Source organism: Burkholderia sp. BCC1638, from assembly GCF_902833195.1.
In the GTDB taxonomy this organism is placed as follows: Bacteria; Pseudomonadota; Gammaproteobacteria; order Burkholderiales; family Burkholderiaceae; genus Burkholderia; species Burkholderia diffusa.
Genome location: NZ_CADFEC010000007.1, coordinates 176,285 through 200,569, shown reverse-complemented (window position 1 = coordinate 200,569; position 24,285 = coordinate 176,285). Strand labels below are relative to the sequence as shown.

General features: G+C 66.6%; 25 protein-coding genes and 3 pseudogenes. 20 read left to right on the top strand and 8 right to left on the bottom strand.

Annotated elements, in window-relative coordinates:
- The first annotated feature begins 76 nt into the window (after window positions 1-76).
- The 3 genes from HWX22_RS10995 (at window position 77) to HWX22_RS10985 (ending at window position 1,878) form a co-directional block, all read left to right on the top strand.
- Window positions 77-658, top strand: a complete 582-nt coding sequence (locus tag HWX22_RS10995) for a hypothetical protein (protein ID WP_175915620.1) — start codon at window positions 77-79, stop codon at window positions 656-658.
- 317 nt (window positions 659-975) lie between these two features.
- Window positions 976-1,518: a hypothetical protein gene (locus HWX22_RS10990; protein ID WP_175915619.1), complete on the top strand. Its 543-nt coding sequence runs from the start codon at window positions 976-978 to the stop codon at window positions 1,516-1,518.
- 33 nt (window positions 1,519-1,551) lie between these two features.
- On the top strand, window positions 1,552-1,878 hold the full coding sequence (locus tag HWX22_RS10985) for a hypothetical protein (protein ID WP_208456472.1): 327 nt from the start codon (window positions 1,552-1,554) through the stop codon (window positions 1,876-1,878).
- Window positions 1,879-2,456: 578 nt separating this feature from the next.
- Here HWX22_RS10985 and HWX22_RS10980 read toward each other — a convergent pair.
- Window positions 2,457-2,768: pseudogene (locus HWX22_RS10980) on the bottom strand (Presumed portal vertex protein); the annotation flags it as partial.
- Here HWX22_RS10980 and HWX22_RS10975 point away from each other — a divergent pair.
- A pseudogene (locus HWX22_RS10975) lies at window positions 2,764-2,937 on the top strand (P2 family phage major capsid protein); the annotation flags it as partial. The pseudogenes HWX22_RS10980 and HWX22_RS10975 sit on opposite strands and share 5 nt — an antisense overlap.
- Window positions 2,937-3,406 (top strand): annotated as a pseudogene (locus HWX22_RS10970) (tyrosine-type recombinase/integrase); the annotation flags it as partial. The pseudogenes HWX22_RS10975 and HWX22_RS10970, both read left to right, overlap by 1 nt.
- Window positions 3,407-3,506: 100 nt before the next feature.
- Here HWX22_RS10970 and HWX22_RS10965 read toward each other — a convergent pair.
- The gene (locus HWX22_RS10965; protein WP_175915618.1) at window positions 3,507-5,033 is read right to left on the bottom strand and encodes an AMP nucleosidase; all 1,527 of its coding nucleotides are present in this window, start codon (window positions 5,031-5,033) and stop codon (window positions 3,507-3,509) included.
- A 129-nt stretch (window positions 5,034-5,162) separates the two neighbouring features.
- On the opposite strand from HWX22_RS10965, the gene HWX22_RS10960 reads away from it, so the two are divergent.
- The 5 genes from HWX22_RS10960 to HWX22_RS10940 all read left to right on the top strand — a co-directional run bounded on the left by HWX22_RS10960 (window position 5,163) and on the right by HWX22_RS10940 (window position 8,656).
- Complete coding sequence (locus tag HWX22_RS10960; protein ID WP_059466512.1) at window positions 5,163-5,570, top strand: hypothetical protein; 408 nt, start codon at window positions 5,163-5,165, stop codon at window positions 5,568-5,570.
- A gap of 107 nt (window positions 5,571-5,677) precedes the next feature.
- Window positions 5,678-6,676: a homoserine kinase gene (locus tag HWX22_RS10955; RefSeq protein ID WP_175915617.1), complete on the top strand. Its 999-nt coding sequence runs from the start codon at window positions 5,678-5,680 to the stop codon at window positions 6,674-6,676.
- Complete coding sequence (locus HWX22_RS10950) at window positions 6,667-7,476, top strand: BPSS1780 family membrane protein (protein ID WP_059531507.1); 810 nt, start codon at window positions 6,667-6,669, stop codon at window positions 7,474-7,476. The genes HWX22_RS10955 and HWX22_RS10950 overlap by 10 nt, the downstream gene beginning before the upstream one ends.
- Before the next feature lie 152 nt (window positions 7,477-7,628).
- The gene (locus tag HWX22_RS10945) at window positions 7,629-8,081 is read left to right on the top strand and encodes a MarR family transcriptional regulator (RefSeq protein WP_059818763.1); all 453 of its coding nucleotides are present in this window, start codon (window positions 7,629-7,631) and stop codon (window positions 8,079-8,081) included.
- Window positions 8,082-8,236: 155 nt separating this feature from the next.
- Window positions 8,237-8,656, top strand: a complete 420-nt coding sequence (locus HWX22_RS10940) for an organic hydroperoxide resistance protein (protein WP_031399791.1) — start codon at window positions 8,237-8,239, stop codon at window positions 8,654-8,656.
- A gap of 108 nt (window positions 8,657-8,764) precedes the next feature.
- Here HWX22_RS10940 and HWX22_RS10935 read toward each other — a convergent pair whose 3' ends face one another.
- Window positions 8,765-8,941, bottom strand: coding sequence for a DUF3563 family protein (locus tag HWX22_RS10935; RefSeq protein ID WP_006753395.1), 177 nt, complete (start codon window positions 8,939-8,941; stop codon window positions 8,765-8,767).
- Between the two features lie 81 nt (window positions 8,942-9,022).
- A complete protein-coding gene (locus HWX22_RS10930; RefSeq protein WP_175915616.1) occupies window positions 9,023-10,132 on the bottom strand; it encodes a PHB depolymerase family esterase in 1,110 nt (369 codons plus the stop codon).
- A 249-nt stretch (window positions 10,133-10,381) separates the two neighbouring features.
- Here HWX22_RS10930 and HWX22_RS10925 point away from each other — a divergent pair, with 249 nt between their 5' ends.
- The 4 genes from HWX22_RS10925 to HWX22_RS10910 all read left to right on the top strand — a co-directional run bounded on the left by HWX22_RS10925 (window position 10,382) and on the right by HWX22_RS10910 (window position 13,514).
- Window positions 10,382-11,080 (top strand): phosphatase PAP2 family protein, encoded by a 699-nt coding sequence (locus HWX22_RS10925; RefSeq protein WP_059818761.1) that lies wholly within the window; start codon window positions 10,382-10,384, stop codon window positions 11,078-11,080.
- A gap of 140 nt (window positions 11,081-11,220) precedes the next feature.
- Window positions 11,221-12,018: a molybdate ABC transporter substrate-binding protein gene (gene modA, locus HWX22_RS10920; RefSeq protein WP_175915615.1), complete on the top strand. Its 798-nt coding sequence runs from the start codon at window positions 11,221-11,223 to the stop codon at window positions 12,016-12,018.
- A gap of 10 nt (window positions 12,019-12,028) precedes the next feature.
- On the top strand, window positions 12,029-12,706 hold the full coding sequence (gene modB / locus HWX22_RS10915; protein ID WP_059819617.1) for a molybdate ABC transporter permease subunit: 678 nt from the start codon (window positions 12,029-12,031) through the stop codon (window positions 12,704-12,706).
- Window positions 12,707-12,812: 106 nt separating this feature from the next.
- Window positions 12,813-13,514 carry an ATP-binding cassette domain-containing protein gene (locus HWX22_RS10910; RefSeq protein ID WP_059818759.1) on the top strand — a complete coding sequence of 234 codons (702 nt, stop codon included), beginning with the start codon at window positions 12,813-12,815 and terminating at the stop codon, window positions 13,512-13,514.
- Between the two features lie 173 nt (window positions 13,515-13,687).
- Here the strand turns inward: HWX22_RS10910 and HWX22_RS10905 are convergent, their stop codons facing one another.
- The 3 genes from HWX22_RS10905 to HWX22_RS10895 all read right to left on the bottom strand — a co-directional run bounded on the left by HWX22_RS10905 (window position 13,688) and on the right by HWX22_RS10895 (window position 16,733).
- Window positions 13,688-14,533 carry a TOBE domain-containing protein gene (locus HWX22_RS10905; RefSeq protein WP_175906529.1) on the bottom strand — a complete coding sequence of 282 codons (846 nt, stop codon included), beginning with the start codon at window positions 14,531-14,533 and terminating at the stop codon, window positions 13,688-13,690.
- Between the two features lie 48 nt (window positions 14,534-14,581).
- On the bottom strand, window positions 14,582-16,210 hold the full coding sequence (locus tag HWX22_RS10900; protein WP_175915614.1) for a CHAD domain-containing protein: 1,629 nt from the start codon (window positions 16,208-16,210) through the stop codon (window positions 14,582-14,584).
- Between the two features lie 139 nt (window positions 16,211-16,349).
- Entirely contained in the window at window positions 16,350-16,733 is a 384-nt protein-coding gene (locus HWX22_RS10895) for a tautomerase family protein (RefSeq protein ID WP_059818757.1), read from the bottom strand.
- Window positions 16,734-16,841: 108 nt separating this feature from the next.
- On the opposite strand from HWX22_RS10895, the gene HWX22_RS10890 reads away from it, so the two are divergent.
- The 5 genes from HWX22_RS10890 (at window position 16,842) to HWX22_RS10870 (ending at window position 21,534) form a co-directional block, all read left to right on the top strand.
- Window positions 16,842-17,699: a LysR substrate-binding domain-containing protein gene (locus tag HWX22_RS10890; protein ID WP_175906535.1), complete on the top strand. Its 858-nt coding sequence runs from the start codon at window positions 16,842-16,844 to the stop codon at window positions 17,697-17,699.
- A gap of 41 nt (window positions 17,700-17,740) precedes the next feature.
- Window positions 17,741-18,664: a DMT family transporter gene (locus HWX22_RS10885; RefSeq protein WP_059689599.1), complete on the top strand. Its 924-nt coding sequence runs from the start codon at window positions 17,741-17,743 to the stop codon at window positions 18,662-18,664.
- Between the two features lie 67 nt (window positions 18,665-18,731).
- The gene (locus HWX22_RS10880; protein ID WP_175915613.1) at window positions 18,732-19,511 is read left to right on the top strand and encodes a HAMP domain-containing sensor histidine kinase; all 780 of its coding nucleotides are present in this window, start codon (window positions 18,732-18,734) and stop codon (window positions 19,509-19,511) included.
- A gap of 75 nt (window positions 19,512-19,586) precedes the next feature.
- The gene (locus HWX22_RS10875) at window positions 19,587-20,927 is read left to right on the top strand and encodes a hemolysin family protein (protein ID WP_059689595.1); all 1,341 of its coding nucleotides are present in this window, start codon (window positions 19,587-19,589) and stop codon (window positions 20,925-20,927) included.
- A 22-nt stretch (window positions 20,928-20,949) separates the two neighbouring features.
- Window positions 20,950-21,534 carry a thiamine phosphate synthase gene (locus tag HWX22_RS10870; RefSeq protein WP_175915612.1) on the top strand — a complete coding sequence of 195 codons (585 nt, stop codon included), beginning with the start codon at window positions 20,950-20,952 and terminating at the stop codon, window positions 21,532-21,534.
- Window positions 21,535-21,573: 39 nt separating this feature from the next.
- On the opposite strand, the gene HWX22_RS10865 is transcribed toward HWX22_RS10870, so the two are convergent.
- Window positions 21,574-23,223, bottom strand: a complete 1,650-nt coding sequence (locus HWX22_RS10865) for a DUF3459 domain-containing protein (protein WP_175915681.1) — start codon at window positions 23,221-23,223, stop codon at window positions 21,574-21,576.
- A gap of 302 nt (window positions 23,224-23,525) precedes the next feature.
- Between HWX22_RS10865 and HWX22_RS10860 the strand changes: the two genes are divergently transcribed.
- Window positions 23,526-24,236 carry a class I SAM-dependent methyltransferase gene (locus HWX22_RS10860; protein ID WP_175906543.1) on the top strand — a complete coding sequence of 237 codons (711 nt, stop codon included), beginning with the start codon at window positions 23,526-23,528 and terminating at the stop codon, window positions 24,234-24,236.
- Window positions 24,237-24,285 lie beyond the last annotated feature (49 nt).

Genomic DNA, 24,285 nt, shown 5'->3' with positions numbered 1-24,285 from the left:
CGGACAGATCGTTTCGCGTACCGGAAAGCTATATTCAACGACTCTAGGCCATCCCCGCCTGTTAAGTAGCGATGAGATGGATCGATGGGTCGCCAGTCTTGAGGCCAATGATCCGTCGATTAGCCCGCCTATAATCGATTTGCGGCTTGGCATGGCGCCATTTGAGTCTGCGCCTGATGCCATTAAGCCGATTTGTGTCGAGTGCTTCCTCAATCCTGCGCTGTCTTGGGGGTGGGTGGCGGCGTCGAACCAAGACGATCCATTTACAATCGTCGGACTGGCCGGTGCAATCCGTGGCGCGTTGCAAGGGATAGCACAGCAGTGTAGCCCGACACAGCTGACCAATGATCAGCTGATTGCAGCGGCAACCCGCTCGTACAATCACACTGGACTATCCACGTTGTCCAGAGCATGGGGGAAACATTCAGAGCGCAATGGACAAATTAACAAATACTATCCAAGACTGACAGGAAACATTGCTCAAAATAATGCTTTTACGGAAAAATGGGCGAGAGATCTATTGGAGAATCCTACTACCACGAGAAAAGAATTGGGCCGCGGCGGTATCGAGTATCGCGCACCGAATGGAACGGGTATGCGATTCGAGCATGATGGGTCATTTAATACAGTGCTCGATCCCACATGGGAAAAATATTGACACACCAGTGAAGAGAGAACGAAAAGTGCGATAATATACCTCCTGTCACCGTGCAGTTTCGAGCATAACAAAATTGAGGCTGTACGGTAGAGACTGAAATATGACAGGCAGTGCTTTGTCGCTTGAGCAAGGGAAACCGTCTATGCCGAGCCGGCCGATCTGTTCGCTGCTTGGCACTAAATCCCAAACCAATTTTTCGTGACCACTTAACGTTCTTGAGATGACAACTGGGCGACTACTGCAGTTTGACTGCAGGCGCTGTTCTATCATGACGGTGCCGAGCTAGCACAGTCTCAATATGGAGCAACTGTATTCAGATGAAAAAATGGAAACCAGGGGATATCGCCGCACGATCGGACGTGCCCCCGTGGCAACAGATTCTCGATCTTTTTGACAGTGACATCCACTCTTTGCCAGATGTATTCGTGGACGGCCTGACCCCAGATCAAGCGGTAGCGGTTTACGAATGGGTCATGTCACAGTGTCGAGCGTCTGAGGATTGCACCGTCTGGTATGTCAAAGAGCAGAAGGATCTTCCAATTAGCTCTTTTCCAACGCCCGCACGGGCGTACGTTGCGGGTGAAATCGAACCATTTCGACATGGTCTTGTTGGCCTTTCAATCAATGGTGTCGAGTTGCCTTACTTAACTATTTGCATGGAAAGCATCGGGAGCTTGTCGTTCGATTATCAAAAAGGGCCGAAATGGAATGAGATTACCATTAATGCCTTTCTTGAATTATTGGTCCACATCCGTAAATTGGCACCTCATGCTCTGATATGGCACGCCGAAGAAGGTCATAGCAGTAGGCCTACTCCTCAATTCGCTGAAGCGCTTCTCCAATTCGAGATTGAGCGGTAAGACGACACACCACTATTAGCATTGTGGCCACTGATGGCGCCGCCCATCGGCGACACTATTCGCAAAGAAGCCGCAATGAAGACAATAATCGTTGAAAATTATTCGCTCGACTGGTCTTCCATCCCATTCGAATACGATTACTTAACACTAGAGATTCGGCTTGGTATTGATCCAGTCGTTGTCGTTAATCGAGAGCATGGGCTAGACAATCTGGAAGTCGAACTCTATGGCCCAATTCCGAACGGTACAATGTGTTACAAAATTCCATTGGACCGTCTGATTGATGCTTTGATTGAGTGCCGCGATTCAATGAAAGGGGCTAAATGGCGCGATATGTCAAGTGATGACCGCAAAAATTGATATAACAGATTCCTCGCAAGAGTGCTGGGGAGCGCGTGAGACCAACAGCACACGCGGGCCTTCACGGCAGACGATCGTTGCCCGCTCCGTCAAGGACGCATCGCGATTCTCTGGACGAGTCATGGAAGCCAAGGGACATGCGGTTTTCGAAGTACGACGGAAGGGTACAGGAAGGGAATCCGTGTGCCGAAATTGCATAAGCAAGGCGCGTAAAATTGCATAAAGTAATCGGGCTGCCGAGCGCCGCGCGGCCCTTGTTGGCCAGCCCTGAGCGGCCAGCGCATGCGTGCATAAAGACCACTCGTTTTTGCGGGCAGGTGGGGCAGGGTCACAACTGCGCGCGCCGGGTCTGAATCGTCATTCCAGGGGCAGGGTCGGGCCCCTGGAATGACGCCTCCGATGCGTCAGGCGGCCCGCCTCGGCCCTGCGGCGGTCCGATCCAGCCCTAAAGGGTGTGTCGACGCGGCGGCCGCTCAGAGGCGCCCTAATCCGCCGAGGCTACGCACTGGCGACGGACGCAAAAAAGCCGCCGACACCAAAGTGCCCGGCGGCTTTGCTTTGCCGGTTGTGGTCGGGCGTCAGCCCTTCGGCGTCTCGAAGTCCCTGAACCGCACGACCTCGATACCGAGCCAGTCGTTCACCTCCCGGAGTCGCGCCTTCAGCGGTTTGATCTCGAGACCGTTGAATACCTCCGCCGCCTTTTCCACGTCACCGAATCCGCCCGCGTTCGACGGAATGATTCCCATAAGCTGCGGCGGCACCCGGTGCGCCGCGAGCTGATCCTCGACCGTCACCTACTTGATGTTCCAGAATTCGTCCTTCGCCGCGACCTCGCCGATCGGCAGGAGCTGGATGCCGTCCTTCTTCCCCTTCGGCGCGTACATGAACATCCGCTATCAGCAGCTCGACGCGTGGGCGAAGTACCCCGACTTCCAGGCGCGCGTGCGCGATTCCATCATCGTGCGCCAGGCACTCGATCGCATCATGATCGGCTGGAACGGAGAAAAGGTTGCGGCCGACACCGATCTCGCCACGAACCCGCTTCTGCAGGACGTGAACAGACTGCTCAACGTATCGGCGACCTGCTCGCGCTCAACTGGCAGAACGTGTCCGATGAGGGGATTTCGTTTCACCCGAGCAAGACGGTCAACAGCAGCGGCGTGCGCCTGCTGATCGAGATGACGCCCGACCTGCGAGAAACACTGGATCGAGCGCGAGGCGGCAAGATCACCGCCATCGGGCCGGTGATTTGCACACACGCCGGCGGTCGCTTCACTTATATCGGTGCGTACTCAGGGTGGAAGCGCGCTTGCGAGCGCGCACGATCGGCCTACGAGAAAGACTGCGAAGAAAAGGGAATCTCCCCGAACCCGCTTTACCTGATCGGCATGCACTTCCACGATCTGCGGGCGAAGGCGCTGACCGATCTGAAACGGCAGCGTGGGGCTGCGGCAGCGCAATCACTGGCCGGGCACACGACCGAAAGCATGACAGCGCACTACACGAAATCGCGCGAAGTCGAACGCGTGCAACCAGTTGCATTGGCACGCGCAAGTTAGACACTGACGCTCATGTTAGACGCGAAGGTTCCCCGGACCTGCCGGGGAGCCTTTTACCTCAAAGGTTTGTTACTGAAACGCCACTTCCGCGAAGCTCCGAAGTTTCCGGCTATGAAGCTTGTCGAGCCCGTTCGTGCGCAGAATCTCCATCGCCTTCACGCCGATCTGCAGATGCTGGTCGACCTGGCCGCGATAGAACGTGTCGGCCATGCCCGGCAGCTTCAGCTCGCCGTGCAGCGGCTTGTCCGATACGCACAGCAGCGTTCCGTACGGTACGCGGAAACGGAAACCGTTGGCGGCGATCGTCGCGCTTTCCATGTCGAGCGCGATCGCGCGGCTCTGCGACAGCCGCTGCACGGGCTCGCGGTGATCGCGCAGTTCCCAGTTGCGGTTGTCGACGCTCGCGACCGTGCCCGTGCGCATCACGCGCTTCAGTTCGGCTCCCTCCAGACGCGTGACCTCGGCCACGCCGCGCTCGAGCGCGAGCTGCACTTCGGCGAGCGCCGGGATCGGCACCCACAGCGGCAGGTCCGCATCCAGCACGTGATCCTCGCGCACGTAACCGTGCGCGAGCACGTAGTCGCCGAGGCGCTGCGTGTTGCGCAGGCCCGCGCAGTGGCCGAGCATCACCCAGGCATGCGGACGCAGCACCGCGATGTGATCGGTGATCGTCTTCGCGTTCGACGGACCGACACCGATGTTGACCATCGTGATCCCGCTGCCGTCCGCGCGCTTCAGGTGATACGCGGGCATCTGCGGCAGCCGCGGCGGCGCGGCGCCCTCGGCCGGCTCGCTGCCGAGGTTCGCGTTGTACGTGATGACGTCGCCCGGCTCGACGAACGAACTGTACTGGCTGCGGTACGAGCGCACGTCCGGATCAGTGCTTTCCGTCATCATCGCGCGGCCGAGCTTCACGAACTCGTCGATGTAGAACTGATAGTTCGTGTAGAGCACGTAATTCTGGAAGTGCGTGGGCGACGTCGCCGTGTAGTGACGCAGCCGATGCAGCGAGAAGTCGACGCGCGCGGCGGTGAACAGCGCGAGCGGATGCGGCTCGCCGGGTGCCGGCTCGAACGTGCCGTTGACGATGCGGTCGTCGAGGTATGACAGGTCGGGCGTATCGAAGATGTCGCGCATCGCGAGCAGGCGGTCGCGATCGAGCTCTCCTTCGAGGTGGATGCCTTCGGGAAACGCGAAGTGAACCGGAATCGGCTGCGACGACACGCCGATCTCGATCTTCACATGGTGGTTCTTCGACAGCAGGCGCAGTTGCTCGCGATAGTAGTTCGCGAACAGGTCGGGACGCGTGACGGTCGTCTCGAACACGCCGGGGCCCGCGACGAAACCGTACGAACGGCGCGAATCGACGTGCGTGTTGACGTCGGTGCGAATCCGCACGAACGGATAGCACGCGCGCACGTGCTCGGTGATCGATTCATGGCGGCGATAACGCGCGAAGGCGTCGCGCAGGAAGCCCGTATTGGTGTCGTAGATGGCCGACAGCCGCGCGACGGCGGCAACGGAATCGTCGAATGCTGCGACGGGCGGGCTCTCGGGCGTCAGCACCCGATGCCGGCGGCTCAAATCGTTCTTCATTTTCATCACCTCGTCTGATCGAACGACATTACCACGGAACCCGGTCACGCTCATGGCCGCCCGCTTGCACGCGAGGGCCGGGCCGCGCGCAGTATTTGCTAAAATCGGAAGGTTCACTGGAGACTCATCATGAAGCCGCTCATTCTCGTCGCCGCTGCCGCCGTGCTCGCTGGCACGTTTGCCGCCGCCGGCGCCGCCTACGCCGCCGGCGGCACGCCCGACGCCGACGCGCAGGCCCGGGCCGAGGCCAACGAAGCCGCCGGCCTGCCCGATCTCCGCAAGATCAACCGGCCGGGCGCCGAAGTCACGTCGAAAGTCGACTTCGCCGACATTCGCCGCACGCCGAGCTTCCATGAAAAGAGCAAGAACGGCACCGAGGTCACCGAGTATCGCGATCGCGGCAAGCCGGTCGAGATCGACGTGAAGTCGAACTTCGGCACGCGCTACCAGATGAGCTCGACGCTCGACACGTCGCCGAAGCCGCACGACGCGGGCGTCCCGATCACGCGCCTGCCGTCGGTGAACCTCCGCTACTGATTTCCCCCCGCGCCGCGTCGATCCCGACGCGGCGCGCCGGCTTTCCCTTCACCTCCTGTCGCGCCGCACGCCGCGCGCGTGCCGACAACTGACCAGACGCATCTCGCATGGCCGTTTTCACCGCTGTTTCCGACTCCGATCTCGCGCAATGGATGCGCCACTACGAACTGGGCGACGTGCTGGCGTTCCGCGGCATTCCGTCCGGCATCGAAAACAGCAACTTTTTCCTGACGACGACGCGCGGCGAATACGTCCTGACGATCTTCGAAAAGCTGACGGCGGAGCAACTGCCGTTCTACCTCGATCTGATGCGCCATCTGGCCAGCCACGGCGTGCCGGTGCCGGATCCGATCCCGCGCGACGACGGCGCGCTGTTCGGCATACTGCACGGCAAGCCGGCGGCGATCGTCACGAAGCTCGACGGCGCGGCCGAACTCGCACCGGGGGTCGAACACTGCATCGAGGTCGGGCAGATGCTCGCGCGCCTGCACCTGGCGGGGCGCGACTATGCGCGCCATCAGCCGAACCTGCGCAGCCTGCCGTGGTGGCAGGAAAACGTGCCGGCGATCGTCCCGTTCATTTCCGACGCGCAGCGCACGCTGCTCGAAGACGAACTCGCGCATCAGGCCGCGTTCTTCTCGTCGGACGACTACGCGGCGCTGCCGAGCGGCCCGTGTCACTGCGACCTGTTCCGCGACAACGTGCTGTTCGCGCACGCGGCGCCCGGCACCGGTCATGACGTCCGGCTCGGCGGCTTCTTCGATTTCTATTTCGCGGGCTGCGACAAATGGCTGTTCGACGTCGCGGTGACCGTCAACGACTGGTGCGTCGACCTCGCGACGGGCGTGCTCGACGTCGCGCGCGCGGATGCGCTGCTGCGCGCGTACCAGACGGTCCGGCCGTTCACGGCCGAGGAGCGCCGCCACTGGAGCGACATGCTGCGCGCGGGCGCGTACCGCTTCTGGGTGTCGCGCCTGTACGATTTCTACCTGCCGCGCGCGGCCGAAATGCTCAAACCGCACGACCCCGGTCATTTCGAACGCATCCTGCGTGAGCGTATCGCCCACACGCCCGCGCTTCCTGAGACCCATACCGCATGCAACTGATCGAAGTGCCCGCGAAAGCGGGCTATGTCTGGTTCCGTCAAGGCATCTGGCTGTTCCGCCGGAACCCGCTCGCGTTCATCACGCTGTTTTTCACGTACCTGCTGGCGATCACGCTGGTGTCGATGGTGCCGGTCATCGGCGCGGCGCTGCCGCTGCTGTTCATCCCCGGCATCGCCGTCGGCTTCATGGCCGCGTGCCGCGACACGGTGGCCGGCAAGCCGGTGATGCCGACGATCCTCATCGACGGCTTCCGCTCGTACGGCACCGTGACGACACAGCGGCTGCTCGTGCTCGGCGTGGTCTATGTCGCGCTGATGGTGCTGGTGTTCGCCGCGTCGTCCGTCGTGGACGGCGGCGGGCTGCTCACCATGATGCTGGGCGCGACGAGCGAAACGAGTCCGACGCCGGAAGCGCTTGCCGCGCAAGGCACGCTCGGCGCGCTGCTGCTGGCGACGCTGCTCTACGCGCCGGTCGCGATGCTGTTCTGGTTCGCGCCGGTGCTCACCGCGTGGCACGACATCCCGCCCGCCAAGGCGCTGTTCTTCAGCATCGTCAGTTGCTGGCGCAATCGCGGCGCATTCGTGGTGTACGGGCTGCTGTGGTTCGGCGTCGCGCTCGGCACGTCGTTCGGCCTGTCGCTGCTGCTGCAGGCGCTCGGCGCCGGCGCCTACGTGCTGACGATCATGATGCCGGTGACGATCATCATCGTCACGATGATGTACTGCTCGTTCTACGCGACCTATCGCGGCTGCTTCGGCGTGCAGGAACCGGGAGCCGCGACGCCCGCGTCGGGCCGTTGACGCAGACTCGGCCGGCGCACGCCGCCGGCCGTCCATCTCCCCTCCCGGCCCCGGCGCCCCAACCTTCGCGCCGCCCCCTGTTCAATCGAATCCGTTGCGCGCAAAATAATTTGCATGCAAATCGTTAGCGCGTCCGCCGCGCCCCCCGAATCATGGACCGCCTGCCCCCGCTGCCCCAGACGCTCGACGAGCAACTGTGCTTCGCGCTCTATTCGACTTCCCATGCGATGACGAAGGCGTACAAGCCGCTGCTCGACAAGCTGTCGCTGACCTATCCCCAATATCTTGCAATGCTCGTGTTGTGGGAGCGCGACGACATCGCCGTGAAGGACATCGCCGCCCGCCTCGACCTTGACCCGGCTACCGTCACGCCGCTGCTGAAGCGGCTCGAGGCGCTCGGCTACGTCGAACGCGTGCGCAGCGCGACCGACGAGCGTGTCGTCAACGTGCGCGTGACCGCGGAAGGCCGTGCGCTGAAGCTCAAGGCGCGCTCGGTGCCCGCCGATCTCTTCTGCGCGATGCAGCAAACGCCCGAGTTCCTGGTCAGGCTGCGCGCGGATCTCCAGCAATTGCGCAACGCGCTGTCGACCGCCAACGAAGGCTGACGGCACGTCGATCTCAAACAAGCCCGGCACCGCCGGGCTTTTTCTTCAAAATTTCATTTGCACACAAATCATTTGTGTTCTATATTTCGTTCGTGGCCGGCGACACCCCGTCCGACCGGACCGCTTCCTACCACTCTTCCGACAGGAGCTGCACCATGAACATTCTGTACAAGACCAGCGCCACGAGCACAGGCGGCCGCGACGGCCGCGCGGTATCCGCCGACAACAAGCTGGAAGTGAAGCTGGCCGCGCCGCGCGAGCTCGGCGGTACGGGCGCGGAAGGCACGAACCCGGAGCAGCTGTTTGCCGCAGGTTACTCGGCTTGTTTCCTGAGCGCGATGAAGTTCGTCGCCGGCCAGAACAAGCAGGCGCTGCCGGCCGACACGCAAGTGACCGCGGAAGTGGGCATCGGCCCGAACGATGCCGGTGGCTTCGGGCTCGACATCGAACTGCGCGTGTCGCTGCCGGGGCTCGACAAGGCCGACGCACAGGCGCTGGTCGACAAGGCGCACCACGTGTGCCCGTATTCGAACGCGACGCGCAACAACGTGCCGGTGCGCCTGACGGTCGTCTGACGCAACGCGCGGCGCCGAATGCAAAAAGGGCGTGTGCGGCTGCTTGCCACACACGCCCTTTTGCGTGATTCGCCGGACCGGCTGGTAAGCCGGCCCGCGCTGCGCTGCTTAACGCGAGCCGAACGAGAACGGACGGTTCATCGCCGCTTCGCGATCGATCTTGCGCATGCGGAATTCGAGATCATAGATGTCGGTTGCTTCGGACAGGTACGCATCGGCGCGCTCTTTCGCGGCCTTTTCAGCGTTCTTGGTCAGCATCAGGAAGAGGTGGCTCAGCAGGTACATGGTCGATCTCGCAATCCAAAGGTTCTTTGACTAGGGTTTTCCCGAATTATAGGGAAAACCCTAGCCTTTGGCCAGCGTCGATCAGACGGTGCGTCGTTCGGTCGCCACAGTGCGCCGATTCTCTTCGAAAAAGGACCAGATCATCGCGCTCGCATCGGGGCCGACCGCCGCATGAAACGGCACCGCTTCGTCGCCCCCCGCCCATGCATGATCGAGCCCTTTCACGTGACAGAGCCGCACGATCGACTCGCCGTCGCGACGCACATCGGTGATCTGCGCGCCTGCCTCGCGCGTTTCCACACGCTCGCCGCCGCGCAGTGCGCCGCGGCTGTCCGCGAGCCCGTTCAGGCGCATGAACTGCACCATCAACTGGTCCGCATTCTTCGGCGCGACGACATGGTCCCGGTCGCCCTGCACGATCAGCACGGGCATGCCCGGATACGCGCCAGCATCGACCACCGTGTCGACCACCGCGGCCGGATTCTGCCGGAGGCCGCGCCGCATCACGTCCATCGCACTGATCCCGGAATTCGCCTCGCCGAGCGCGGGGCCGGAGTGCAGCGCCACCGCCGCGAAGCGATCCGGGTGGTGCAGCGCGAGGAGTGCCGCCAGGCCCGCGCCGGCCGATAGCCCGGCGACGTAGACGCGCGATGCGTCGAAGCCGTGCTCGTCGACGAGCGCGTCGACGAGCGATGCGACCGCATCCGCCTCGCCGCGGCCCGCGCGGTCGGTGTCTTCGTACCAGTGCCAGCAGCCGTGCGCATGCGCACGGACCGACTGCTCCGGATACAGCACGGCGAAGCCGTACTTGTCGGCCAGCAGGTTCATCCGGGTGCCCTGCGCGAACTCGTCGACCGATTGCTGGCAACCGTGCAGCATCACGACGAGCGGTATCGCACCGCGCCGCCGGCCAGGCGGAACGTACAGACCGTAGGCGAGCTGCTGGACCAGGCGGCCGAGCGCGGGCGCCATCGGGTGTTCGCCGCGCGTCCACTCGCCGGCCGCCCATGCAGCCGCGCGCGGCCGCACGCGCGACTCACGCGGTGGGGACAGATCGGTCGCGGCGGGCGACGCCGCAGCCTCGAGCGTATCGCGCGCGATACGCTGTGCATCGCGCGCCGCACGTTTGGCGGCCGGAGACAGCATACGTTTCATGCCGCCCAGCCATACCTTCGTCAGACTTTTGGTCATCGATCGGGCTCGCAGTCAGGAAAAATAGGGGGACAACACTCGGTGCATCGTTTGACTTTGTGCAATGCACCATAACATTGTTTCTGGGATTTTTCCTGCGCGCGGATAGTTCCGCCACGGCGCAAAAAACGGGCCTCGAGCATACGCGGCGCTATACTGGGGTTTAGCCGCTTGTTTCCGTTGTAGTCGTTCTTCCCGGCTCGCGCGTTGATTTAAGCATTCGTCCCGCCTCTGCTCGTTCCCCTCCCGATGTTCGACCTGCCCTCTCACCTGTGGATCATGATCACCGCGTTCGGTGGCGCCGGCCTGACCTTGCCGCTCGCGATCACGATCGCCGTGTGGCTCGCGCTCGGCTACTCGTGGCAGCGCGCGGCCGCGTGGCTCGGCGTGCTCGCCGTCGCGATCGGGGTCGTCGCGCTCACGAAGATCGCGTTCCTCGGCTGGGGCGTCGGCATCCGCGCGTGGGACTTCACGGGATTCAGCGGCCACGCGATGCTGTCGACGTCGGTCTATCCCGTCGCGATCTTCCTCGCGCTGATCCGCACGCGCACGCCGGTGCGGATCGCCGGCATCGCGCTCGGGCTCGCGGCCGGCATCGCGGTCGGCGTGTCGCGCGTCGCGCTCGACGCGCATTCGCCGTCCGAATCGATCACCGGCTGCATCGTCGGCGCGATCGCCGCGCTGGCATTCATCGCTGGCTCGTGGCACGCAGTGCCGCACCGCTGGTCGGTGCCGGCGGTCGTCGTGAGCCTCGCGCTCGTCACCGTCGCGCTGCACGGCATCACGGTGCCGTCGCACCGCTGGGTCACCCGGGTCGCGCTGGAACTGTCGGGGCACGAGCGCCCGTTCGTCCGTGCCCGCTGGAAAGCCAATCCCAACTACCGGCCGGCATCGCAGCCGTCGTCGCTGCACCGCACCGGCTCGCCGCCGCCGTCGATGCACGCGTGACGGGGCGCCCGCACATCCTTCCCGTCGCCTTCCAGATCTGAAGATTTCATGCGCGCCGGCGCATGAACGGTATGTCGAGCGTTATAACCCGCCCTATATTACGATTACGGTTTCAACCATTCCATTCGAACGACCAGACCATGCGCCCAACCGTCCACCCGCTTCGCCGCACCCTGCTCCGCCTGCTGCCGCTCGCCGCGCTTGCCGCAGGCATCGCGTTCAGCGGGCCGGCTTCCGCTGCCGATGAGCTGGTCGTGTCGGCGGCCGCAAGCCTGACGAATGCGTTCAAGGCCGTCGGCGATGCTTATCAGAAGCAGCATCCGGACACCAAGGTGCTGTTCAACTTCGGCGCGTCGGACGTGCTGATGCAGCAGATCGCCAAGGGCGCGCCGGCCGACGTGTTCGCATCGGCCGACCAGAAGGCGATGGATCGTGCGATCAGCGAAAAAGTCATCGTGCCGGGCACACGCCGCGATTTCGCGGCGAACTCGCTGGTGCTGATCGTGCCGGCCGACAGCCACGCGGCCGCGCCGACGTCGCTGAACGACCTGACGGCGCCCGGCGTGAAGCGCATCGCGTACGGCGACCCGGCGTCGGTGCCGGTCGGCCGCTACACGGAAGGCGCGCTGCGCGCGGCCGGCGTGTGGGACGCCGTCAGCGCGAAGGGCGTGCTGGCCGCCAACGTGCGCCAGAGCCTCGATTACGTCGCGCGCGGCGAAGTCGACGCGGGCTTCGTGTTCGGCACCGACGCGGCGATCATGCCGGGCCGCGTAAAGGTCGCGCTGACGGTGCCGACGCAGACGGCCATCACCTATCCGATCGCGGTGGTCAAGGACAGCCGCCATGCCGCACAGGCGCAGTCGTTCATCGACTTCGTCGCGTCGCCGCAGGGCCAGGCCGTGCTGGCGACGTTCGGCTTCAAGCCCGCAGGCAAGTGAGCGCAGCATGATGCAGGACGCCTGGGTGCCGCTGCTATTGTCGCTGAAGGTCGCCGGCTGGGCGACCGCGCTCGACATCGTGCTCGGCGTCACCGCCGCCTTCATGCTCGCGCGCTGGCGCTCACCGATGCGCGACGTGGTCGATTCGCTGCTGACGCTGCCGCTCGTGCTGCCGCCGACGGTGCTCGGCTATTACCTGCTCGTGCTGCTCGGCCGACGCGGCGTGTTCGGCGCGTGGCTCGACAAGCTCGGCATCGAACTCGTCTTCACGTGGCAGGGCGCGGTGATCGCATCGATGGTCGTCGCGTTTCCGCTGATCCTGAAATCGGCGCGCACGGCGTTCGAAAGCGTCGATCCGCATCTCGAGCGCGCGGCACGCACGCTCGGGCTCGGCGAAGCCGCGGTGTTCTTCCGCGTGACGCTGCCGCTCGCCACGCGCGGCATCCTGGCCGGCGCGCTGCTCGCCTTCGCGCGCGCACTCGGCGAATTCGGCGCGACGCTGATGATCGCCGGCAACCTGCCCGGCCGCACGCAGACGCTGTCGGTCGCGATCTATGCGGCGGTGCAGGCCGGCGACGACAGCACGGCCAACTTCCTCGTGCTGGTGACCTCGATCACCTGCGTGCTCGTGCTGCTCGCGACCGGCTGGCTCGTGCCGTCGCGCGCCGGGCGGAGCCAGCTGACATGACGCGCCGGCCGCCTCCGTACCGCCGCGCCTCACGGGCCGCGGCAAAACGCCTTCCCGTCGCGCAAGCGGCTTCCCGCACGCGCGGCGCGGCACGACGGAGGCCCGCATGAGCGTTGCCGTCGACATCCGCAAGACCTACGTGAACGCGGAGCGCCGCTTCACGCTCGACGTGTCGTTTACGGCCGCCACGCAGCGCGTCGTGCTGTTCGGGCCGTCCGGCGCGGGCAAGAGCATGACGCTGCAGGCGATCGCCGGCCTGCTGTCGCCCGACGAAGGCACGATCGCGCTGAACGGCGAACCGCTGTTCGATTCCGCGCGCGGCATCGACGTGCCGACCCGTGCGCGCCGCGTCGCGTATCTGTTCCAGGACTATGCGCTGTTTCCGCACCTGAACGTGCGCCAGAACATCGCGTTCGGGCTCACGTCGGGCCTGCGCAACCCGCGTGCGAAGACGGTGCCGCCCGAAGTCGCGTACTGGCTGCAGGCGTTCGAACTCGACACGCTCGCCGGGCAATTCCCGTCGCAGTTGTCGGGCGGACAGAAGCAGCGCGTCGCGCTTGCCCGCGCGCTCGTTGCGCAGCCGCGCATCCTGCTGCTCGACGAGCCGTTCGCGGCGCTCGACGGCGCGATGCGCCAGCGCATGCGCCACGAGCTCGCCGAACTGCAGGCGCGGCTCGATATCCCGATGGTGCTCATCACGCACGATCCCGACGACGTCGCCGCGTTCGGCGACCAGGTCGTGCAATTGAGCGAAGGACGCGTGCAGGCCACCACGCCGCACGCCGAGTGGCCGACGCGCGTCACCTGATCGCGCGAAGGCGGTGGCCCGGGCGGCCACGTTCGACCTGAGAGAAGCCGCACTGGCGGCACAAGTTGCAAACGGGATCGAAGCCGGCGCCTCGCGTACGTCGGGCGGCGCCGGTTTCGCCTCGTCCGCCCACGGTCATCGCCGGAAACGGCTCATACCGCCGTCGCGCGCGATCAGCCCGTCACCGCGAGAATCACGCTCGATGCCTTGAACAACGCGATCGCACGCCGGCCGGCGTCGAGCTGCAACGCCCCGACGCTGTCGTTCGTGACCACGGCCGTGAGCGTCCCGCCGCCGTCGAGCGCCAGCGTCACCTCGCTGTTCACCGCGCCCGCCGCGACGGCGTCGACCGTCCCGCGCAACTGGTTGCGCGCGGATACCTTCAGAGACGCTTCGGCGCCGCCTTCGTCGTCAACCGCCAGCACGACCCACGACGCCTTCACGAGCGCGCACGCATCCGCGCCCGGCTGCAGGCCGAGCGCGTCGGCGCTTTCGTGCGTGAGCACCGCGACGATCACCTGCCCGCCGGGCAGCACGAGCGTCACCTCGTCGTTTACCGTGCCGCGCACGATCGATTCGACCTTCCCGAACAACTGGTTGCGCGCGCTCGTCTTCATCCCGATCCGGCCGATCAGCGCCCAGTCGACGTCGAAACCGGACACCGCCGCGCTCGCGGCGTCGATGAAGCGGCGATGCTCGCGCTCGATCGTGCGGAACGCGGCGATCAGCGAGGTCGCGCGCGGCGTCAGCGTCGTGCCGCCGCCGCCCTTGCCGCCCGTCGCGCGCGTCACGAGCGGCTCGCCGGCCAGGTTGTTCATCGTATCGATCGCATCCCACGCGGCCTTGTAGCTAAGCCCGACGGCCTTCGCCGCGCGCGTGATCGACCCGGTGTCGCCGATCGCCGCGAGCAGCGCGATGCGGGTGGCGCCGCCGAGCGTCTGCTCGCCCGCGCGCAGCCACAGTTCGCCGCCCAGTTCGAGCGGTCCGGCGGAAGAGGAAGGAGGCGACGCGTCGCTCATCGGTCTGTCTGAAGAAAACGGGTGGCCATTATAGTGAGCGCGCGAGGCTCAGCGCGGCTTGCCATCCAGCTTCGGCGGACGCAGGCTCGCGAGCAGCGTCTCGGCGTCCCTCGCCGCGCGTTGCTCGAGCGCGGCACCGTAGCCGCGCACGAAACCCAGCTGGTAAGCGGGCGCCGCCAGTTGCTCGAGATGATGCAGCGCGACGATCGTGTCGTTCGCCTCGCCGAGCACGCTTTGCACGCGCGCGAGCGTCTTGACCGTCTCGTTGCGCGTGCGGCGCGAGGCCAGCGACGCGAAGAATTCGAGCGCATAGCGCAGCCGCTTCGCGTCGATCCGCACCTGATGCCGCGCGGCCGTGTCGAGCGACGTGAGCGACGGCGACGCATACAGGTGACCGAACAGCCGCCGCACGCGCTTGGTTGCATGCCGCCGCAGCGACGGTGTGTCGTCCGCATCGGTCGGCGGCAGCGCGAGCCCGCACAGCCACTCGAGCCAGCCGAGCGTCAGTCGCGCATAGCGCGCCGAATGCAGCGCCTGGCGCAGTTCGACGCGCGCGGTCAGCGCCTGTACGCGCGCGGCGTCGAGCGTGCCGTCCCAGTCCGCGCTGCCGCCGTCGGCAGCGATCAGCGCGGGCAGGCTCTCGGTCGAGAACACGTCCCAGTCGCGCACTGTGCCGAGCAGGGCCGCAAGCCAGCGCAAGTCGACGCCGAACGTGTTCTGCCATTGATCGTCCGCGAAACGCGGGAAGAAGCGCATCAGCGTACGCAGCCGTCGCAGCGCGACGCGCATCTGGTGCACGAATTCGGGATCGTCGCGGTCGAGCACGCCGCGCTCGTTGCCGAGCCATTGCGCGGCGATGTCGCCCGACAGCGCGAACAGCGCGGCCCGCTGCGTGCGGATGCCGGTGAGGTCGACGAGTTGCGCCTTGACCGGCCCGGCGACGGCAGGCTCGCCCGCGCACGCGCGATCGATCACGCTGGTCAGCTGCACGAACGCGGGCCATGCGCCGCTGAGCTCGCGCGCGGCGGCAAACAGCGCGCGAAGCGCGGCCGTGCGTGCGGCGGCGGTTTCCCAGTCGGGCGCCGCGAGGCGCAACTCGACATGGCGGCGCGGCGGTTCGGTGCCGCCGTGCAACGTGATGTCGTCGAGCGTCATCTCGACCACCACGCCGCTGTCGTCCGCCCAGCGCCCGCGCCGCCGCTCGCTGACGAGCCGCGGCCGCGCCGGCGCCGACGCTGCGGCGACCGCCGCTTCATCAACGTGGCCGGGCACGACGCGGTCGCCCTCGCCCGCGGCCTCCGCCGATTCCGTATCGGCAACCGGCCCGGACGCCGGCGCGGCCACGACGATGCCTGCATGCTCGGCATCGAACAACTCGCGCTCCACGACGCCGGGCGCGAATGCCTTCGTGCGTGACGCAACGACCCGCCGCCCCTGCACGTTCGACTCGATCCACGTCCACCAGCATTCGCCGGGGTTCGGTTCGGCCTCCTCGACCTGGCACGGCTCGATCGTCACGCGCTCCTGGCCGCGCCGCATCCGCACCTGCGGACAGATCCGCCACGCACGGACGAGTTCGGCACCGAAGTCGCGCTGCTCGCCACGGGCGCGGCTTCCCGTCTTGACCGGCCAACCTTCCAGCGACAGGCACAACACGATTTCCAGCACACGCGACATGGAGGCTCCTGCACATGAAGAATCGCCGGCGCATCCTTCGCGCCGGCGTGGCCCGTGAAGCAGCTTCCATAGTACACGCCGCGAAAACGCGCGGGAAACGATCTGGCCCTGTCGCGCCTGTCGCGTGTCAAACGACGTATCAGACGACGTATTGCGCGATGCCGTTGCCGAACGACCAGTCCTCCTTCAGCACTTCGACGAGACTGATGAATACGTCCTGCGGCCGCACGCCGGGCTGCCGCGCGAGGTTTTCGGCGATGGTCCGGTACAGCGCCTGCTTCTGCTCGAGCGTGCGCGTGTTGTTCGCCGTGATCTGGATCATCACGAGATCGTCGCTGCGTTCGATGTCGAGGTAATGGCGGCCGAACACGAAGTTATCGGCCGAATGCTCGGTCACGACCATGAAGATGTCGTCCTCGGGCACGTTGAACGTGTGCATCAGCGCGCGATGCACGCCGTCGACGAGCGCCGCGCGGTAGGCGGCGGGTTTGCCTTCGCGCACTGCGATACGGGTGAACGGCATGGTCTGCTCCTTTCGGTGACGTTGAAAAGTGGAAACGCCACGCCAGATTAGGCGCGCATAACTATAATGAACAGTCATCGATCAATATTTCATTCATTTTCATCTGAAATGAAAGTCCTCGACCTCGATGCAGTGCGCGCGTTCGTGCTGGTCGCCGATCTCGCGAGCTTCACACGCGCCGCCGACGCGCTCGGCACCACGCAATCGGCCGTCAGCCTGAAGCTGAAACGGCTCGAAGCGCACCTCGGCAGGCCGCTGCTCGCGCGCACGCCGCGCGTCGTCAAGCTGGCCGCTGACGGCGAGAACTTCCTGCCGGCCGCCCGCGCGCTGCTCGACGCGCACGACCAGGCGCTCGGCGCGATTTCGGCCGGCACGCATCGCCTGTCGCTCGGCGTCAGCGAGCACGTTGCGGTGCCCGACCTGCCGGCCGTACTGACGAGCCTGCACCGGCAGGATCCCGGGCTGTCGCTGGAAATGCATCTGGGAATGTCGGCGAGCCTGCTCGCGCAATACGACGAAAGGCGGCTCGACGCGGCGATCGTGCGGCACGAACCGGGCGAGGATCCGCCGCGCGACGACGGCACGCTGCTGTTCACCGAGCCGCTCGCGTGGCTCGCCGCGCCCGACTGGACGCCGCGCGCCGGCGAGCCGCTGCCGCTCGCGGTGCTGGCCGGGCCGTGCGGCGTGCGGGCCGCCGCGCTGCGCGCGCTCGAGCATGCTGGACGCCCGTGGCGCGAGCGCTTTACGGGCGGCGGCGTCGCGGCGGTCACGGCGGCCGCCGCGGCCGGGCTCGCGGTCTGTCCGCTGGCCCGGCGCGTCGCGCCGCGCGCGCTGGTCGACGTCGGCGCGAAATTCGGCTTGCCGCCGCTGCCGCACTCGCAGGTCGTGCTGTATTCGCGCGTGCGCGACGCCCGCGCGGCAGCCGCACTCCGAAGGTTTTCCGACAGCCTTGCAATCTCGGCGTAAACTAATCCGTTTCGCCGTTCGCAATCTTCCGAAGAATTCCGATGAAGCCCGAAGCCCGCAAGCACCTCCGCGCCAACCTGCTGATGCTCGCCGCCGCCGCGATCTGGGGCTCGGCGTTCGTCGCGCAACGACTGAGCCTCGACGTGATCGGGCCGTTCCTGTTTACGGGGCTGCGTTTCCTGCTCGGCGCACTGGTGCTGATCCCGCTGCTGACGTTCAACGCGGGCTCGCGCGCGCAGCTTGCGGCGATTCGGCGCGAACCGGCGCTCCTCGCGCCGGGCCTCGCGCTCGGCGGGCTGCTCGCCGTGTCGATCTCGCTTCAGCAGTTCGGCCTGCAGTACACACGGGTCGCGAACGCGGGCTTCATCAGCTCGCTGTACGTCGTGATCGTGCCGCTGATGGGCGTGTTCGTCCGCCACCGGATCGGCGCCGGCACGTGGTTCGGCGCGCTGCTCGCGGCGATCGGCCTGTATTTCCTCAGCATCGACGAGCATTTCTCGGTGCTCTACGGCGACTGGTTCCAGCTCGTGGGCGCGGTGATCATCGCCGCGCACGTGATGACCGTCGGCCATTTCGCGAAGCGGCACGATCCGCTCGTGCTCGCGTTCCTGCAGTTCGTCGCGTGCGGCGCGCTGTGCCTCGCGGTCGGCCTCGTGATCGAGCCGGTCAGCGTCGCGATGCTGCGCAGCGCGCTGCCGACGCTGCTGTACGGCGGGCTGCTGTCGGTCGGCGTCGGCTATACGTTGCAGGTCGTCGCGCAGCGCGATGCGGCGCCCGCGCACGCGGCCGTGATCTTCAGCATGGAAGGCGTGTTCGCGGCCATCGCGGGCTGGGCCGCGCTCGGCGAGACGCTGACGCTGCGCGCGCTGGTCGGCTGCGCGCTGATGCTGGCCGGCCTGCTCGCGTGCCAGTTGCTGCCGAACGGCGACGCCCGGAAAAAGGACGAGGACGCGCTGCCGGCGTGACACGCGCGATCCCTATAATGGCGGTTCGCGTGTTTTTCATGCCAACCGCTTCCGACAGGCCAGCTCCGTGACGTCCCATCCCGTCGATCCCGCCGCCGACCTCCTGCGCGAACGCGCAGCGCACTATGCCGCCGAGGCCGCGCTGTTCCTGCGCGACCAGGCGCTGTCCACCGCATCGCACGACCTGCGCAGCCCGTTGAACGCGATGCACAGCTGGGCGTACGTGCTCGAGCGCCAGCTCGCCAGCGCCGACCCGAACCTGCAACGCGCGCTCGCGGGCATCCGCGCGGGGATCGACCAGCAGGTCGCGCTGATCGACGACGTGCTCGACGCGCCGCGCGCGGCAACGCGCACGCTCGCGATCGCCGTGCAGCCGTTCGCGCTGCGCCCGTTGCTCGACGACACGCTCGCACTGGTGCGCTTCGCGCTCGCCGACGCGCGGCAGGTGACCATCGACGCGACGCTGCCTGACGGCGAACCGTCACTGAGCGCCGATCGCGAACGCATCGCGCAGGCGCTCTGGACGATGCTGACGACGGCCGTCGAAACCAGTGCCGCCGGCAGTCGCGTGACCTTCACATGCACGCGCGACGGCGCGCTGTGCGTCGCGCACGTCACCTGCGACGTGAGCGCCAACGCCCTCGCCGATCCCGCGCTGCCGCACGCATTCGAACCGTTCGCCCGCAGCGAGATGCTGCGCGCGCGCGACGCGAAGCGCGTCGCGTGGACGCTCGCGTTGTGCCAGCGTGTCGCGCTCGCGCACGGCGGCACCTTCACCCACACCCCGTTCGCCGACGGCTCCGCCGTCACCCTCTCGCTCTCCGTCCCCTGCGAGGCGCCGGTGTAACCGATCGGCGCCCGAATAATTACATTTCCCTTTCCGGCCCTATACTGATGGGCCTGTCATGACTGGAGCGATTCTTTGTTACAGATCTTCGCGCTCATCGGCGCGTTGTTCCTGGTGGCCCTGAACGGGTTTTTCGTCGCGGCCGAATTCGGCCTCGTCAAACTGCGCGCGACACGCGTCAAGACACTTGCCCGCAAGCACGGCCTGCGCGGCCGCATCCTCGCAGTCGTGCACGGCCGGCTCGACGCGTATCTGTCCGCCTGCCAGCTCGGCATCACGCTCGCGTCGCTCGGCCTCGGCTGGGTCGGCGAGCCGGCGTTCGCGGAACTGATCGGCCCGCTGCTCGACCTGATCGGCGTGCAGTCCGAACGCATCGTGCACCTGATCTCGCTGGTGTTCGCGTTTTCGCTGATCTCGTTCCTGCACATCGTGGTCGGCGAGCTCGCACCGAAATCGATGGCGATCCGCCAGTCGGAAAAGGTCGGCCTGTGGGTCGCGCTGCCGCTCTACGCGTTCTACTGGGCGATGTATCCGGCGATCTGGGTGCTCAACAGCAGCGCGAACGCGGTGCTGAGGCTTGCGGGCCTGTCGGCCGACCACGGCGGCGACGCGCACTACTCGACCGACGAACTGAAGCTGATCCTGCGCAGCCGCCGCAGCGCGGGCAACGCGGCCCAGCCGGCCCGCGGCACGTACACCAACGACGAGTGGAACACGCTCGCGCATTCGCTCGATTTCTCGTCGATGACGGTGTCGGACCTGATGCGTCCGGCACACGAAATGATCGGCCTGCGCCGCGACCTGCCGCTGCCCGACAACATGGAGATCGTCGCGCGGCACCGCTTCAGCCGCTATCCGCTGTTCGAGGATGCGTCGCGCGAACAGGTGAGCGGGCTGATCCACCTGAAGGACCTGCTGCTCGCGCGTCATGCCGGTGCGGCGCTCGAGGATCTGTCCGACTACGTGCGCCCGGTGCAGTACGTGAAGCCCGACATGCCCGCGCTGGAACTGTTCCGCCGCTTCCGCAAGGGCGCGCCGCACTTCGCGCTGGTCGGCAACAAGGGCGAGAAGCCGATCGGCTTCCTGACGCTCGACAACCTGCTCGGCGCGCTGGTCGGCCAGATCCACGACGAGTTCCGCCAGGGCGATGCGGACTGGAGCCGCCTCGACGACGGCACGCTGATGGGCAAGGGCAGCCTGCCCGTCGTGTCGCTCGAGCAGGCGCTCGGCATCGACATCGACGAAGGGCGCGCAGAATCGGTCGGCGGCCTCGTGATCCAGGCGCTCAGCGATTTGCCGACCGAAGGGCAGCGCGTGTCGTTCGATCGCTTCGACGTCGTCGTGAAGAAGATGAACGGGCCGCGCATCGTGCTGGTGCGCGTCTATCCGAAGATCGCGAAGGAGGCCGACGAATGACGGCCGCCGCTTGCCGCACGCGATGACGCCGACGCTGCCGCGCTGCTGCGTGATCACACCGGAGCCGGCGTCCGCGTCGGCCGCCGATTGCCGCGCATTCCTCGACAGGCTGTCGGCCGTGCTCGCACGCGGCGAGACGCTCGTGCAGTTGCGCGTGAAGTCGTTCGATGCGGACGCGTTCGCGCGGCTGGCCGCCGATGCGCTCGCGCGCTGCGACGCGGCCGGCGCGCAACTGATGCTCAACGGACCGATCGACGCGGCGGGCGTGATGCAGCTCGACGGCGCGGGCTGGCACCTCGACGGCGCCGCCCTGCGCGCCGTCGCGCAACGGCCGCTGCCGGCCGCGCGCCGCATGTCGGCCGCATGCCACGCGGCCGACGATCTCGAGCTGGCCGCGCGCGCGGGCGTGGATTTCGTCACGCTGTCGCCCGTGTTGCCGACGCTCAGCCATCCCGGCGCACCGACGCTCGGCTGGACGCGATTCGCCGCGTTGGCCGCGCAGGCCGCGATGTCGGTCTATGCGCTCGGCGGCATGACACGCGCGCATCTCGACGACGCGCGCCGCCACGGCGCGTATGGCGTCGCGGGCATTCGCGGCTTCTGGTAAGTGTGCGGCCGGGCGCGCCAGCACCCGGCAATTCAAACATCATGCGCCAGGAACGGGACGCACTGCGCGCCGTGCGCTGTCGTCGATGCGGCGCACGTCGTGCGTCAGCGCGTAGCGGTTGACGTCACCCGTCAGCCACGCGACGAGCGAATACGGCGGCAACTCCCCTTCATCGACCCGGTCGCGTGCGCGTGCCGGCGTCTCGAACACGACCTGCCCACTCGGCGCATCGAACGGCACCGCGTCGGGCGACAAGTTCAATGCGATGGTCAGCGTCTCGTCATCGGCGAGCCACCATGATGCGAGCAGCGCATCGGCATCGCCGTCACCGCTCGCCTTCAGCGCATGCGCGTCCTGCGGCCGGCAATCGGACAGCCGCGGCGCAATCAGCTTCGCGCGCACCGCGAGCGCCGACTGCACGAAATGCGCACGATCGACATCGCGCGCGGTTTCATCGAAGATCAGCGGGATCTGCGGCGTGAGCAGCGACAGCGCAAGCGCCGCGAGGCCCGGCGTTTGCTCGTGGTCGCCATGCTCGCTCTCGTGCCATGCGCCATCGGACAGCACCAGCGACGTGAGCGACAACCCTTCGGCGCATGGACCGTCGCCCGCCGTGGCCGGCTGGAATGCCGCGCCTGCCGCGGTCAGCGCGCGAGCAAGCGTATGGATCGACTGGTGAGGCGAAATCCCTTCGTGCGCCGACACGTCGCGCCCCGTCAGCCGATGCAGCGCGCGTTCTCCGCAACCGTTCCACTGCGCATCGAAATGCGTATCGGCCAGATGCACCGGATGACGCTCGCTGCCTAGCACGAGATGGATCATCCGGTCGGCCGGCACGGCCGCACGCACGCGGTCGGCGATCTCGCGCAGCCACGACGTGCCGATCCGGTCGGCCTCGCGCAGCCGCAAGCCGTCGCAACGGTATTCGTCGATCCAGTACAGCGCGTTGTCGCAGAAGAAGTCGCACACCTCCGGATGGTCGAGCGCGAGCGGCGGCACCTGCAGCGGATCGTCGCCCGTGTGGAAGAACGGCGCCGCGTAATGACGCAGCGCGTCGGTGCCGCTGCCGAAGCGCGCGTAGTCGAGTTCCAGCAGCACCGCGAGACCGTAGCCGTGCGCATCGTCGATCAGCGCCTTCAGTGCGTCGGGACCGCCTTCCGCCGCGAGCGGCGCGAACGGCAAGCTGTCGTGCGGCGACGCGAGCAACTCCAGCGCGGTCACGCCGAGACGGGCAAGCTGAGGCAACCGGCGGCGCACGCCGTCGAAGCCGCCCACCGCGTGCGGACGAATCGCGTACAGCGCAATGTCTTCCCACGCACGTCCGCGCCAGAACGTGTTACGCCACGTGAACGCGCGCGGATCGACGACCTCGCTCGGGCCGTTGAGCCCGTCGGGTTGCGAACGCGACGCGGGATCGGGAATCGACGTGACGTCGTCGAGCCGATAACGGTAACGCGCGCCCGCACCGCATTCGACGAACGCTTCGAACCAGTGCGGGCCGGCCGCCGTCATCGGAACGAGCGTCGGGCCCATGCCGGTATCGAGTTCGAGCTGGACATGCGTGCTGCCCGGTGCCCACACGCGGAAATGCGTGCGCGGCGACGTACCGATCGCGCCGCAGGGCTGCGCGCCGGACGGCAGGCAGTGAATGTAGTGCTGCGCATACGGATCGTGCGGACAATCTGACATCATGCGCTCCTCGTGCGTGCCGAGCGGCATGGCCGCGCGGTCGGCGCGGCGCATCGTGGCCCGGCATGCGACGGCCAGGCAGAGGGGGAGAAAAGTATGCGCCGGTTTCACGGCCGCGATGCATCGAATCCTCACATTTTTAAATGCGAATCGACCCCGCCAATGTTTGCGCGTATCGCGCGCCGAATCGGGTAGTCCGCATACCGGAATGTCCGCTCGCCTTGTTGCGCGGCCGGCCCGAGCTTACGCTCCGTGCGATGCGCGTGGGCACCCCGTCCGCGCCCGAACCCGAGGAATCCGCCATGTCGCTCCCCGCCAGCGCCGCGAAGTTCGATCCGGCACGCGCGCACGAATACGCCGAACAATCCCGCATCGCGCTCGCCGGCTACGACGCGTGCCACGAGCTCGCCGCTTGCATGCTCGCGTCGGCGATCGATGTGCCGGAGGCACGGCTCCTCATCGTGGGTGCGGGCGGCACCGGGCAGGAAATCTGCGTACCCGCGGCGCTGGAGCCCGGCTGGCAGTTCACGGCCGTCGATCCGTCCGCGCCGATGCTCGCGCTCGCGCGTGCCAACGTCGAAGCGGCGGGTTTCGCCGCCCGCACGCAATTCGTCGAGGCCGGCGTCGACGCGCTGCCCGATGCGCCCGCCTTCGACGGTGCGACGTTGATCGGCGTGCTGCATCACGTCCCCGGCGACGCGGCGAAGGCCGCGCTGCTGGACGCGATCGCGCGCCGCCTGAAGCCCGGCGCGCCGCTCGTGATCGCGGGCAACTATCGCCGCTACGCGGACCACCCTCGCCTGCTCGACGCGTGGCAGCAGCGCTGGCGGATGAAGGGCGCATCGCCCGACGCCGTGCGTGCGCAGCTTGCGAAAATCCTGCAGGGTGCCGATCCGCCGGTTGCCGAGGAAGCCGTGTTCGCGTTGCTGCACGATGCGGGCTTCGATGCGCCGCTACGCTTTTTCTCTAGCCTCTTCTGGGGGGCGTGGATCGCGGTGCGGCGCGGCGCGTGACAACGCGAAACGCCGTGAAGCGGCGGTCTCCACGAGCCGCTCGAATTAC